Here is a 14,350-nt window from a genome sequence, read left to right as displayed (position 1 = left end):
GGTTTGCTGAGCGCTCCATCAACAAGGAGTGACCATGATCGCTATTTCCTCAAAACCCGTGTCGACGCAGCCTGCGTCGACCGATCAGCCGGCAGACGCCAGTCGGTCAGTAAAGCTCGTTGCAACGCAAAGCCTGCACGGCGAGTTTCTCGAAGCTTCGATCCCGCAATGGTTGACCGACGCTTCGCCGCAACGGCGCGAAGCTTTCAAGGCGGTTGCGACAGCATTGCCAGCCTGGTATCAGGATGCGACGCCGGCCCAGCGCAAAACCGTGGACGACACGTTCAAGGCCAGTGTCATCGCCCAGAACAGTCTCGACAAGCGCATGGCGAAACTTCAGGACGTCGAGACGTTTGCCCGGCCATTAGTCATCAAAGCGCTGAAAGACAAACATTCGCTGGATATCGATGTCGACAAAACGCTGCTGTGTCTGCGCCGCCCGGTGGAGATGGGTATCCAGCAAATCGAACTGGCCTCATTCGAGGTGCTCAAGCTAACGCTGCTGGAAGCCGCACTGCACAACTTCGAAGCTGGCGAATGCGAAGGGACCTACCATTCGAGCTCAGGTTTTGTGGTGGCAGGGTCCACGGCGCAGACGTTCGACCATGTGAGCATCGGTATTTCGGTCAGCCAGTTTCTGCACCTGTGCCGCGATCTGGATGTCGGCCAGCAATACCAGACTTACCTGCAAGGATTCTTTCATCCTGAGGAAGCGGTGGCAGAGGCAGTGCTTGCCGAACGCTTCATTGCCGCGCAGAAGGCGACGCTGCGCGCTGCGGCCGAGCAGGCGCTGTTGCAAAAGGATATCGAGGCGGCGGATCACGCGATGATCGTCTCGGTGATTGACGGCGAGATGCATCCCTGGATGGGTAAAAAACAGGTCTGGTTCAAGGACCTGGGGTTGATGAAAAAAAGACTCACCGGCTGCGTCGCGTTCGTCATCTGCGAGAAATACCGCTATACCGACGAACTGATTCTTTACATCCCGCACGATCCTGAACATCCGCTCAAGCGCTACACGTTCCAGCAGATGCGCGACGAACTCAAACGCTTGCTTACTGCACGCGACGCTCCGCAACAGACGGGCGCGGAGCCCACCGCCTACCAGCGCTTTCTCAGCCAGTTTCTGCCTTATGACCAGCGTCCCGAGTATTTCAGCCAGTTCAGGCAGAAGGCGGCTGACTCACCCGGCGATGGCTGGGATCTGCTGCGCTCGCCATGGCTGTCGGTGCTGCAAGGCTTCACCGCCGGCTCGGCGTTCACCCGCATTCAGCAGGTACCGCCTGAGCGCCAAGTCAAATGGGAGCCAGTGGCGGACCCTTACATCGCACCGTCCACCCTGGGACGCAAGGGGCAGGGACTTTGGGCTCCCAACGAGGATCTGTGGCAATACCTCTATAGCCAGAACCGCACCAAGCTGATCGATGATGCCCGAAGCCATGCGGTACCGACTGCCGAGGTAGACGCGCGAGCAAGGGACGCCAAACTGGCGCATCTGATGCAACTCGGCATGCTCGGTCTGAACATGGTCTCGATGTTCGTGCCTGTGTTGGGCGAAGTGATGATGGTGGTGATGGCCGGGCAACTGCTCTATGAAACGCTTGAGGGCGCAATCGAATGGGCCGAGGGCGATCGGCGTGCGGCCAAGGATCATTTGATCGATGTGGCGGAAAACCTTGCGCAGATTGCGCTGATGGCCGGTGTGGGCGCCGCAGTAAGGAAAATCTCAAGCGCCAAAGCCGTGCCGGTCATTGAAAGTCTGCATCCGGTGAAGTTGCCCAACGGCGAAACCCGGCTGTGGAAACCCGACCTGAGCGCTTACGAGTCGACTGTTGCACTGCCTGCCAGTCCCGGGCCAAACAGTGCCGGCCAGCACGTGCTTGAGGGTAAAACCTATATTCGCCAGAGCGGCAAGGTCTATGAGCAGTTTTTCGATGAATCGATCGGCAAATGGCGGATCAGCCATCCGACCGACATCAACGCCTGGCAGCCGGTGCTCCACAGCAATGGAAGCGGTGCCTGGCGGCATACCCTGGAACGTCCGCAGGATTGGGATCGTCTGACCCTGTTGCGGCGCATCGGCCATGCAACCGAAGCGTTTTCCGATGCACAGCTGATCAAGGCTGCCGATATCAGCGGTGTCAGTGAAGCCGCGCTGCGCAAGATGCACATTGATTCTTCGCTGCCGCCACCGGAACTGATCCAGGCCATGCGCATGATGCAAGCAGACGGCAACGCGGCACTGGTTGTCGAGCAGTTGCGCGGGACAAAACCGATCGATGAACTGTACCTCTACGCGTTGCCGCTGATCACCGAAATGCCGCGCTGGCCGGAGAACCGGGTGCTGGAAGTCTTCGACGGCGAGCAATTGTCCGGCAAGTTCGTCAGGTATGGCTCCGCGCGGCGGTTTCGCGATGTCGGCGTCAAGCCACCCATTCAGATATCGCGGGCCGATATCTTCAGCGGTGAACTGCCAGCACGTATTCTCGCAGGGCTGGACGAGTCAGAAATCACTCGGCTCCTCGGCGAGCAGGGGGCACGCGTGCGCGATGGCCGACCCGCAGAGTTTGGCAAGCAGATCGCCGACTACGCCAACACCCGCCAGCCGGCGATTTACGACAGCATTCATTTGGGCACCGAACCCGTCGATCCGCAGGTTGCGCGCCTGCAAAAGGCCTGCCCGGGACTCAGTGAACCGGCGGCGCAAACGGTGCTGGCACATGGTCGACCCGATGATCTTCAGCGACTCGGCTCAGGGCAACGAGTCCCGCTGCGCCTGTTGGAGGAGGCCCGCTGGTACGCGCGGCAAAGTCGACAGGTAGCGGCATATGCCGGTCTGCGCAGCGAAAACGTCGCGTCTGCGGACAGCCGGCGCCTGGTGTTGCACACGCTGGAGCAATTGGCGGGTTGGCCCGACAGCCTTCGCATTGAAGTACGCGAAGGCCACGACGCCGGCATGCTGCTCGACAGCATCGGCAGTGAAACCGCCGCCGAGAAAAAATACCTGATCAAAACAGGCGTTCAGTTTCAGGCATACAACGAGCGCGGTGAGGCACTCAACAGCCTGCCTCGCAACGGCGACAATTTTTACTCGTCGATCATGCATACCCTGCCTGATCATGCGCGCCGCAGCCTCGGTGTCCCTGAGGTCGGGCAGTCCGCAGAGTTGCAAGCAAAGATCATCGATCACGCCGACCAGCACCAGGCCGATGCACCCGCGGTGCTGGCACCTCAGGTCAAGTGGATAAAGCCCCCGGTGCGGGTGAACGCTACCTTGATCGGTTATCCCGCCAGTGGACGCGGCGCGGGATTGGCACCGAACCTGCTGGCTCACATCCAGGATATCTACCCGCAATTGAGCGACGAACAGGCTCGTGGCTTTCTCCTTGACCAGTATCGGGCAGGAAAAAACGACCGGGCCATTTTCGAGCTGTTGCAATCACGTCGGCGTGAGTGGGAACAGCTCAATGCGACGCTGGATGAATGGGCGGGGACAGCGACGGCGGCGCCCTGGGAACGCTCCGGAACAAATTACAAGTTCCGCACCGCGCAAGCGCTGAAAACCTGCTGGCGCAACGCTTTGTCCACTGGGGTCGCGGGTGCCGATCAACTGTCGATTCTCACCTACGATCCTCTGCCAGAGATGACCGTCGACTTTGCTCACGTGCGTGAACTGTCGATTGGCGGCGGAGGTTTGACCGACGCCAACGCCGATGCCTTCCTGACGCGATTTGCCAATATCGAAAAGTTGTCGCTGGGGGAGCGGGGCAGTCTGTTCGGCACCTACATGGAGCACGAGCAGTCACTGACGACCTTGCCCCTGAGCGTGACACGCATGTCCGCGTTGAAAAAGCTCAAGTTCCGAACGCCAGCGCGGGTGATGGCTGCCGATCTGTCGACAAGATTGCGTAGCCTGACCGCGGTTGAGGAGCTTCATCTCGATTTTCCCGGCGGCGCAGGCAGCCCGCCCGAGCTGGACCTGGCTCCCCTTGAACGACTGAAGAAACTCAAGATTGAAGCGCCGGGCCTGACGCAGTGGCCGGCTTATGTGGAACAACTGCCTGAGCTGGAGCGTCTGGATCTGACGCAGACCGCCATCGCATCCCTTCCACAGACCCTTTATGTCGGGCACGAGAGACTCTGGTCCGGTTTGTCCCTGGACTGGTCGAGGTTCTCCCACGGAGCGTTCAAACCGGCTTACGACTATGTGAAAAACTACATGGGGGAATGGGGGCATCTGGTTGATCTGGACTTGATGGTCCGCCGCTACTGCGCCGGGGAACTGCAGTTTCTGACGGGTGAGGCCGGCCGTCTCAACCCGTTACCTCAGCGCATCATGAGTCTGTGGAACACACCGGAGACCCGGCTTGGAGCCGTGGAGATTCTGCGCGTGGAGCACAGCGCAATTTTCCGCCAGTTCTACGAGGCCAGCGCATCCGCAGAGTTGCGTACGGCGTCGCCGGCAGCGCGCTGGCAAGCGCCGCCCAATGCCCGGGTGGTTCGTGCACTGGAAAAAAACTGGCGCGCGGCCATACGCCGGCGTTATCGCTTGAACGATGACGTTCGTCCCTTCAATGCTGAGGACTGGATATCCGCCAGCGATCTGGACGACGCCAGCATGTTTGAACTGGTTGACACCGCCTGGGCGCTGGGCGCGGAGTCGGTGAGTGAGCTGCCGCAATTGCCGGCCGGTACGTTTGCTCATGTACAGCGAGTTCGGCTGGACCGCTTGACTGTGCCGGTCGAACAGATCCGCGGCTTTCTCCAGGCGTTCAGTGGCGCCACAAGCCTGGAGGTCACCGCCTGCGGATTGACCGAAGTGCCGGTGCGGCCAGCCGATTTGCCCCGGCTCGCACAGCTGGACCTGTCTTTCAACCGAATCGCCGTGACCCCTGAGGTGCAAGGTCAATTCGACGCGCTGAGCAATCTCGAACATCTCAATGCCCGCCTCAATCGGCTGGACACACTGGACGTTTCTCGCCTGACCGGGCTCAGGACGCTGAACCTCAGCTCAAACGGGCTCAATGTGTGGCCGAAGGGGGCGGAGAACCTGGCGCATTTGCAAGCAATGGATTTGCGGCATAACACCATCGGTTCGCTCCCCGATCACGTGCTTGCCGACAACGCTGTGCTGCTCAAGACCCGGCTGCTGAACAACCGCTTCAGTGTCAGCGGCGAAGCGAGCCTAAAGGCGGCGCAGCGACGTATCGAAATGACCTTGGGTTTGCCCGAAGGGGCGCTGCAACGGTTTGAATCGCAAGCGCCATCGATACCCGCCGGTTCCAGCGGTGCCACGCCTGACACGGCACTCAATCGCGCTGCTCATCTCTTGCCACTGCCATCTGCCTCGGTCATTCAGCAAGGCACCGACATGCATCGCGCAGTGCTTGAAATCTTTCCGTCACTGTCACTTGAAAAGGCCCAGGCCAGCGTTGAGCGTTTACGCACTGAAGGCCTGTCCCCTGAGCAAATCGTCGGCAGACTGAATCAGTGGCGAGCAAGTAACGAGGCGTTGACGCGTGAGTTGAACGGCTGGATCTTCAACCCGGCGCAAGGGGCTGGTGAAGGGGCGTCGTCAACAAGATTCTTTGATGCCTCCAGGATCCGCGCTTGCTGGCGGGACGGGCTCACCGGCCATACCGAATCCGCCGGACGGACGCTGAGCCTGTCAGCGGGCGGCTTGGGTGATTTGCCTGCGCTGTCGAACGTGTTTTCCCATGTGCGGACGCTGGACCTGACCGGGGCAAAGTTTTCCGTTGAGAGTTTCAACCTCTTCTGCCCGGCGTTTCCTGAGTTGACCACGCTGATGCTCAATGGCACTGGCCTGGCACGCCTGCCGGAAGCTGTCGGCAGTCTGAGCCGGCTCGAACGGCTGGAATTGAGCGGCAATCGCCTGGCCTTGGCGCAATCGGTGTATCAGCACGCGAGCGGGGCGCGGCTGCGCTGGCTCGACCTCAGTCACAATCAGCTGGAAGAATTCAACGCCGCAACCTTCAGCAGTCTGCAAACCCTCAACCTCGGCCAGAACGGCCTGGATTTCTGGCCTGAAGGCGTGCTTGAACTGGCGCATCTGCAAAGGCTGGACCTGTCGGGCAACAACATCATGGTTTTCCCGGACCGGCTGTTGGGCGGCAATCATGAGGCGCTCGTGGCAGGCACCGATCTGTCGGAGAACTCGCTGTCGCTTAACGCATTGGAGCAGATCAGGGACTACAGCGTCGCGCATGGCGGCAGTGACGTGCTGGGCTACACGCCGGAGTCCTTGCAGCGCTTGATCGCCGAGCGTATGAGCGACTCGGAAAGCGATAGCGGATCCGAATCGGATTCGGATCGGGGTTCGGACCCCGACTCCGATAGCGACGATGGTGATGATCCGCGTGGCGGAGGCGGTGGCGGTAGCAGTAGCAGGCCCGTGGATATGCATGCCGGTGTGGAGGCCGCGGAGGTGATTGCCAATCCGGCGCAGGACGTGGCGGCGCCGGCGATGGATATATGGATGACCTATACGCATGCAGATGCGCGTGCAGCGCGGCAAGCGCTATGGCTGCAATTGGCTCGACAGGCCAACCATGAGGCGTTCTTTCATTTGCTCTCGACCTTGCCCGACACCCTGGAATTCAGGTTTGCCGGTGCCGATCTGACCCACCGGGTCTGGCAAGTGATCCAGGCTGCCACGGAAAACGCTGAACTGCGCGAGCTGTTGTTTTTCAACGCCGAAACCCACGGCACGTGCCCCGATGGCCGGATCCTGTCGTTCAGCGAACTGGAGACCCGCGTCTACGAATACAACGCTCTGCGCGACATTCCGCGGCATCGTCAGCTGCAACGCGGCAGAGCGCTGCTTGATCTGACTCGACGGCTGTTTCGCCTGGAAAGGGTGGATCGACTGGCCGAAGCCGCCGCCAGGAACAAGGATCGCGCGGAAGTCCGCCTGCAATACCGCATCGCCATGACACGCGGCTGGCCGGACGACCTGGAGTTGCCGGCGCAACCCGAACACATGTTGTACGCCTCACCGATTCGCGGGCGACGATTGCTCAATGCGCGTGCCTCGGTTCTCGCGGACGAGGCATCACCCATGTTTCTGGAGGATCTGATTGCGCGGGACTACTGGATCCGCTATCTGCAGGATCGCCACGCCGAGGCGTTCGAGGCACTTGAACGCGACGCTACCAGGCGGCACGAAGCGGTCGAGGATGCCTACCCGGACAGAGAAAACAGCGATTATCTGGATGCGATGAGGGTGCTTGAAATCGAACTGGCGGACGCGCGCATCGAGAAACTCAAGGATTTGACTCGCACAGAACTGGAGAGCCTGGCGTCGCAGGATGCGGAAGCGTCGCCATCGGCCCCGTCTTCACCGAAACCCGGGCCTTCGTGGCGCCGCGACTGAGTGATCGAGCAGACCTGGGAGCAGGGCGCTTCCAGGTCTGCTCGACTCAGCTGTCGTAACCCAGATTCGGCGCCAGCCAACGCTCGGTCACGCTCAGGTCCTGGCCTTTGCGCGCGGTGTAACTCTGCACTTGATCCTTGTCGATCTTGCCGACGGCAAAGTACTGCGCCTGCGGATGGGCGAAGTACCAGCCGCTGACCGCTGCGGCGGGGAACATTGCGTAGTGTTCGGTGAGGAACACGCCACTGCGCCCGGCGCGCATTTCGGCAGCCTCTGGATCGAGCAGGGTGAACAGCGCGGCTTTCTCGGTGTGATCCGGGCAGGCCGGGTAGCCGGGAGCAGGGCGGATGCCACGGTATTGCTCTTTGATCAGCGCATCGTTGTCGAGCGTTTCATCCTTGGCATAACCCCAGTGCTCTTTTCGCACCTGCTGGTGCAGCCATTCGGCGCAGGCTTCGGCCAAGCGGTCGGCGAGGGCCTTGACCATGATCGAGTTGTAGTCGTCGCCCGCGTCCTGATAGGCCTTGGCCACTTCTTCGGCGCCGATGCCAGCGGTGGTGATAAAGCCGCCGACATAGTCGGTGACTTCGCTGTCCTTCGGCGCCACGAAGTCGGCGAGGCAGAAGTTCGGCTTGCCGTCGGTCTTGATGATCTGCTGACGCAAGTGATGCAGCTTGGCCAGCGGCTTGCCGTTGTCGTCGTACAGCTCGATGTCGTCTTCGTTGACCTGATTGGCCGGCCAGAAACCGAACACCGCACGGGCGCTGATGAGTTTTTCGTCGATGAGCTTAGCGAGCATTTCCTGCGCGTCCTTGTACAGCGCAGTGGCGGCTTCACCGACCACTTCGTCTTCGAGGATGCGCGGGAACTTGCCGGCCAGATCCCAGGAAATGAAGAACGGTGTCCAGTCGATGTACTCGGCCAGTACCTTCAAATCGATGTTGTCGAGCACCTTGCTGCCGGTGAAGGTCGGTTTCACTGGCTGATAATTGGCCCAGTCGAATTGCGGCTTCTTCGCGATCGCGGCGGCGTAGCTCAGGCGTTCGGTACGGGCGCTGCGATTGGACGTACGCTCGCGCACGTCGATGTATTCCAGACGGGTCTTCTCGACGAAACCGGCCTTGAGTTCCTTGGACAACAACTGTGTCGCCACGCCGACGGCGCGCGAGGCGTCGGTCACGTAGACCACGGCATCGTTGCTGTACTTCGGCTCGATCTTCACCGCGGTGTGCGCTTTCGACGTGGTCGCGCCACCGATCATCAGTGGCAGATGGAAATCCTGACGCTGCATTTCACGGGCAACGTGGACCATCTCGTCCAGCGACGGCGTGATCAGGCCGGAAAGGCCGATGATGTCGCACTTTTCTTCTTTGGCGACCTGCAGGATCTTCTCGGCCGGAACCATCACGCCTAAGTCGACAATGTCATAGCCGTTGCAACCAAGCACCACGCCGACGATGTTTTTGCCGATGTCGTGGACGTCGCCTTTGACCGTGGCCATGAGGATCTTGCCCTTGGCTTCCGGCTTGTCGCCTTTCTCCAGTTCGATGAACGGGATCAAGTGCGCCACGGCCTGCTTCATCACGCGCGCGGATTTCACCACCTGCGGGAGGAACATTTTGCCAGCGCCGAACAGGTCGCCGACGATGTTCATGCCGGACATCAATGGGCCTTCGATCACTTCGATCGGCCGCGCAAACGACTGGCGGGATTCTTCGGTGTCTTCGACGATGTGCGTGGTGATGCCCTTGACCAGCGCGTGTTCCAGACGTTTGTTGACGTCCCAGTTACGCCACTCTTCGGTCTCGGCTTCCTTGACGCTACCGTCGCCCTTGTACTTGTCGGCGATGGCGAGGAGGGCGTCGGTGCCGTCCGGGGTGCGGTTGAGGATCACGTCTTCGACCGCGTCGCGCAGCTCGACCGGGATCTGATCGTAGATCTCCAGCTGGCCGGCGTTGACGATGCCCATGGTCAGCCCGGCGCGGATCGCGTAGAGCAGGAACACCGAGTGAATCGCCTCACGCACCGGGTTGTTGCCACGGAACGAGAACGACACGTTGGACACGCCGCCGGAGCTCAGTGCATACGGCAGCTCATCGCGGATGTAGGCGCAGGCATTGATGAAGTCGACGGCGTAGTTGTTGTGCTCTTCGATGCCGGTGGCGACGGCGAAGATGTTCGGGTCGAAGATGATGTCTTCCGGCGGGAAGCCGACTTCATTGACCAGAATGTCGTAGGAGCGTTTGCAGATCTCTTTCTTGCGCGCTTCGGTGTCGGCCTGACCGGCTTCGTCGAAGGCCATCACCACCACCGCAGCGCCGTAGCGCTTGCACAGTTTCGCGTGGTGGATGAACTGCTCTACGCCTTCTTTCATGCTGATCGAGTTGACGATGCCCTTGCCCTGGATGCACTTGAGGCCGGCTTCGATGACTTCCCATTTCGACGAGTCGATCATGATCGGCACGCGCGAGATATCCGGTTCGCCGGCGATCAGATTGAGGAAGGTGACCATGGCCTTCTTCGAATCGAGCATGCCCTCGTCCATGTTGATGTCGATGATCTGCGCGCCGGCCTCGACCTGCTGCAGAGCGACTTCGAGGGCTTCGGTGTAGTTGTCTTCACGGATCAGGCGGGCGAATTTTGCCGAGCCGGTGATGTTGGTGCGCTCGCCGACGTTGACGAACAGCGAGCTGCGATCAATGGTGAACGGCTCCAGACCGGAGAGGCGGCAGGCCTTGGGAATGTCCGGAATCTGACGTGGCGCGTAACCGGCCACGGCTTTGGCGATGGCTTCGATGTGGCCCGGGGTGGTGCCGCAGCAGCCGCCGACGATGTTGAGAAAACCGCTCTGGGCGAATTCTTCGATGACTTTGGCGGTTTGCGACGGCAGTTCGTCGTACTCGCCGAATTCGTTCGGCAGGCCGGCGTTCGGGTGCGCGGATACGTGGGTGCTGGCCTTGTTCGACAGCTCTTCCAGGTACGGACGCAGTTCGCTGGCGCCGAGGGCGCAGTTCAAACCCACGGAGATCGGCTTGGCGTGGGCCACCGAGTTCCAGAACGCTTCGGTGGTCTGGCCCGACAGGGTCCGGCCGGAGGCGTCGGTGATGGTCCCGGAAATCATGATCGGCAATTCGAGGTGCAGCTCTTCGAACACACCTTGCACGGCAAAGATCGCCGCTTTGGCGTTGAGGGTGTCGAAAATGGTTTCGATCAGAATCAGGTCGGCGCCGCCCTCGATCAGGCCTTTGGTGGCTTCGGTGTAGTTTTCCACCAGCTCATCGAAGGTCACGTTGCGGTAGCCGGGGTTGTTGACGTCGGGCGACAGCGAGCAGGTGCGGCTGGTCGGGCCGAGCACGCCGGCAACGAAGCGCGGCTTGGCCGGGTTTTCGGCGGTCTTGGCGTTGGCAATCTTGCGCGCCAGACGTGCGCCTTCTACGTTTAACTCGTAAGCCAGCTCTTCCATGCCGTAATCGGCCATGGAAATGCGCGTGGCGTTGAAGGTGTTGGTTTCGAGAATGTCGGCGCCGGCGTCCAGATAGGCTTTTTCGATACCGCCGATCACGTCCGGACGGGTGATCACCAGCAGGTCGTTGTTGCCCTTGACGTCACTCGGCCAGTCCGCGAAGCGCTTGCCGCGATAATCCTGCTCTTCGAGCTTGTAGCTCTGGATCATCGTGCCCATCCCGCCGTCGAGAATCAGGATGCGCTCTTTGAGGGCTTGCTTGAGAGCTTGAAGGCGGACGCTGCGATCGGACATGTGGACTACTCGGAAAGACCATTACGAAGGAGCGCGATCATAGCAAACCTGTGCGCTTTTGGAGCATGCGCAGCTTTTGCATGAATATCGCTCATGTTGGTACGAGCGTCATAACGGTAGAATCGCAGCCTTTTTTTATCATCGAGATCAGCAACATGCCGCACCGCTTCATCAGTTTATGGTTGCTGGTCCTGAGCGGGAGCGTTGCGGCGCAAGATCCTGCCATTTCTTCTTCCATCTCCTACACCCGCGATATCCAACCGATCTTCACCGAGAAGTGCGTAGCCTGCCATGCCTGCTATGACTCGGCCTGTCAGCTCAATCTGGGCAGTGGCGAAGGCGCTGCTCGTGGCGCGAGCAAGATGCCCGTGTACGACGGCGAACGCACTCAGGCAGCACCGACCACGCGCCTGTTTTACGACGCCTTCGGCAAGCGCGCCTGGCAGCAGAAAGACTTCTATTCGGTGCTCGACGCCCAGGGCAGTCAGGCTGCGCTGATGGCACGCATGCTTGAACTCGGCCACAAGACGCCGCTGACGCCGAACGCCAAGCTGCCCGAAGACATTGTCCTGGGGCTCAATCGCAACAATCTATGCGCAATGCCTGCGGAGTTCGACGGATATGCCGGCGCGCACCCGAAAGAGGGCATGCCGCTGGCGGTCACTGGCCTGACCGACCAGCAATACCAGACCCTGCAGCGCTGGCTGGCGTCTGGCGCGCCGATCGACGAACAGAGCCTGGCACCGAGTGCCAAAGAGGCGATGCAGATCCTGCAGTGGGAAAACCTGCTCAACGCCCCCGGTGCGCGGCAGAGTCTGGTGGGGCGCTGGTTGTTCGAACACTGGTATCTGGCGCACATTTATTTCAAGGACGGCGAGCCGGGGCATTATTTCCAGTGGGTGCGTTCGCGCACGCCGAGCGGTCAGCCGATCGACCTGATCGCCACGCGCCGCCCCAACGACGACCCGGGCACCCAGGTGTATTACCGCTTGTGGCCGGTGCAGGGGGTGATCGTGCACAAGACGCACATCACTTATCCGCTGAGCGCGGCGAAAATGGCGCGGATCAAGAGCCTGTTCTACAGCGGCAACTGGCAGGTCAACGCGTTACCGGGTTACGGCCCGCAAAGCCGCGCCAATCCGTTTGCCACCTTCGAGGCGATTCCGGCGCAGGCGCGCTATCAGTTCATGCTCGATAACGCTGAATACTTCGTCCGCACCTTCATTCGCGGCCCGGTGTGCCGTGGGCAGATCGCGACCGACGTGATCCGCGACAACTTCTGGGCGCTGTTCCAGGCGCCGGAACATGATCTCTACATCACCGACCCGAACTACCGTGGCCAGGCCACGCCGCTGCTGGCGATGCCGGGGCAGAACGACGATGTCGGCAGCGTGCTGAGTCTGTGGCGCAACTATCGCGACAAGCGCAACGAATACGAGGCACTGCGCCGCGACAGCTATGCCGATCTGCCGGCGCCGAGCTGGTCGACGCTGTGGGCCGGCAACGACAACGCCTTGCTGAGCATTTTCCGCCACTTCGACAGCGCTTCGGTGACCAAGGGGCTGATCGGTGAGGTGCCGCAAACCATGTGGCTGTTCGACTATCCGCTGCTGGAGCGCACCTATTACCAGCTCGCGGTCAATTTCGACGTGTTCGGCAACGTCTCCCATCAAGCGCAGACTCGCCTGTATTTCGACCTGATCCGTAATGGCGCCGAGCAGAACTTCCTGCGCCTGATGCCCGCCGACTCACGTGAGGATTACCTCAACGATTGGTACCAGGACGGCGGCCAATTCAAGATGTGGCTCGATTACGAGGCCATCGATGACGACAAACCGACCGCATTGACGCTCGACGAGAAAGACCCGAAACACGATTTCGCCATGCAGTTGCTGGCGCGCTACGGTGATCTGAACGCGCGGCCAGACCCGATCAATCGCTGCGACGGCGCTTATTGCTCGCGACCGAATATAGATCCGGCGTTGCAGAATGCCGAGCAGGCCCTGAGCCGTCTGGCCTCGCGACCGGCCGCAGGGTTGAAAGTCATCGACCAGATGCCCGAAGCGACCTTGCTGCGCGTTGAAACCGCCAGCGGCAAGCGCGAGGTCTACAGCGTGCTGCGCAACCGCGCGCACAGCAACGTGGCGTTTCTGCTCGGTGAGTCGCTGCGCTATCAACCGGGTCTCGACACCTTGACGATCTATCCGGGCGTACTCACCAGTTACCCGAACTTCATGTTCAACGTACCGGCCGAGCAGGTGCCAGCGTTTGTCGATGCCATGGAGAATGCCAGGGATGCCAATCGGTTCGACAAGATCGTCGAACGCTGGGGCATTCGTCGCAGTCATCCGCAGTTCTGGCTGTATTTTCACGATCTGAGCCAGTACATCCACGAAACCGATCCGGTGGAAGAGGGTGTGCTGGATATGAACCGGTACGAGAACCTTTGAGCATTCGCAGGCATATGCCGGGATTCTTTCCCGACAAAAATACTAGGACTTTGTCAGTCGCGCCGATTGGCGTAAACTGCGCCCAAGCCTGCGAGGAGTTTTTATGACCGCTATTACCATTACCGACGCCGCCCATGATTACCTGGCCGATCTGCTCTCCAAGCAGAACACCCCGGGCATCGGCATCCGTGTCTTCATCACCCAGCCTGGCACCCAGTACGCCGAAACCTGCATTGCCTACTGCAAGCCGGGCGAAGAGAAGCCTGAAGATACCGCGCTGGGGCTGAAAAGCTTCACCGCTTACATCGATTCCTTCAGCGAAGCGTTTCTTGACGACGCCGTTGTCGACTATGCCACCGACCGTATGGGCGGCCAGCTGACCATCAAGGCGCCAAATGCCAAGGTGCCGATGGTCAATGCCGACAGCCCGGTCAACGAGCGCATCAACTACTACCTGCAAACCGAGATCAACCCGGGGCTGGCCAGCCACGGCGGTCAGGTCAGCCTGATCGATGTGGTCGAGGACGGCATCGCTGTGTTGCAGTTCGGTGGCGGTTGCCAGGGCTGCGGCCAGGCCGACGTGACCTTGAAGGAAGGCATCGAGCGCACTCTGCTCGAGCGCATCCCGGAGCTCAAGGGCGTTCGCGACGTGACCGATCACACGCAGAAAGAAAACGCCTACTACTAAGGCGTTCGCTGCGAACATGAAAAACGGCGCCCGTGAGCGCCGTTTTTTTATGCCTGTGGCTT

At 60.5% G+C, this 14,350-nt stretch carries 4 protein-coding genes; 3 read left to right on the top strand and 1 reads right to left on the bottom strand.

Translation table 11 applies throughout. The features are described 5' to 3' along the window. Window positions 1-34: 34 nt before the first annotated feature. A complete protein-coding gene (locus tag JWU58_RS15150; RefSeq protein ID WP_206420444.1) occupies window positions 35-7,393 on the top strand; it encodes a dermonecrotic toxin domain-containing protein in 7,359 nt (2,452 codons plus the stop codon). A gap of 46 nt (window positions 7,394-7,439) precedes the next feature. On the opposite strand, the gene metH is transcribed toward JWU58_RS15150, so the two are convergent. Continuing rightward, window positions 7,440-11,150, bottom strand: a complete 3,711-nt coding sequence (metH, locus tag JWU58_RS15145; RefSeq protein ID WP_206420443.1) for a methionine synthase — start codon at window positions 11,148-11,150, stop codon at window positions 7,440-7,442. 155 nt (window positions 11,151-11,305) lie between these two features. Between metH and JWU58_RS15140 the strand changes: the two genes are divergently transcribed. Together JWU58_RS15140 and nfuA are read left to right on the top strand one after the other, a co-directional pair. Continuing rightward, complete coding sequence (locus JWU58_RS15140; RefSeq protein ID WP_123442788.1) at window positions 11,306-13,600, top strand: fatty acid cis/trans isomerase; 2,295 nt, start codon at window positions 11,306-11,308, stop codon at window positions 13,598-13,600. Window positions 13,601-13,703: 103 nt separating this feature from the next. Then, on the top strand, window positions 13,704-14,288 hold the full coding sequence (nfuA, locus tag JWU58_RS15135; protein ID WP_003225494.1) for a Fe-S biogenesis protein NfuA: 585 nt from the start codon (window positions 13,704-13,706) through the stop codon (window positions 14,286-14,288). The last annotated feature ends 62 nt before the right edge of the window (window positions 14,289-14,350 follow it).

The sequence above is a fragment of the Pseudomonas atacamensis genome (genome assembly GCF_017167965.1).
Taxonomy (GTDB): domain Bacteria; phylum Pseudomonadota; class Gammaproteobacteria; order Pseudomonadales; family Pseudomonadaceae; genus Aquipseudomonas; species Aquipseudomonas atacamensis.
Note: the sequence above shows the minus strand (reverse complement) of the source record. Positions and strands in the feature narration are given on the sequence as shown.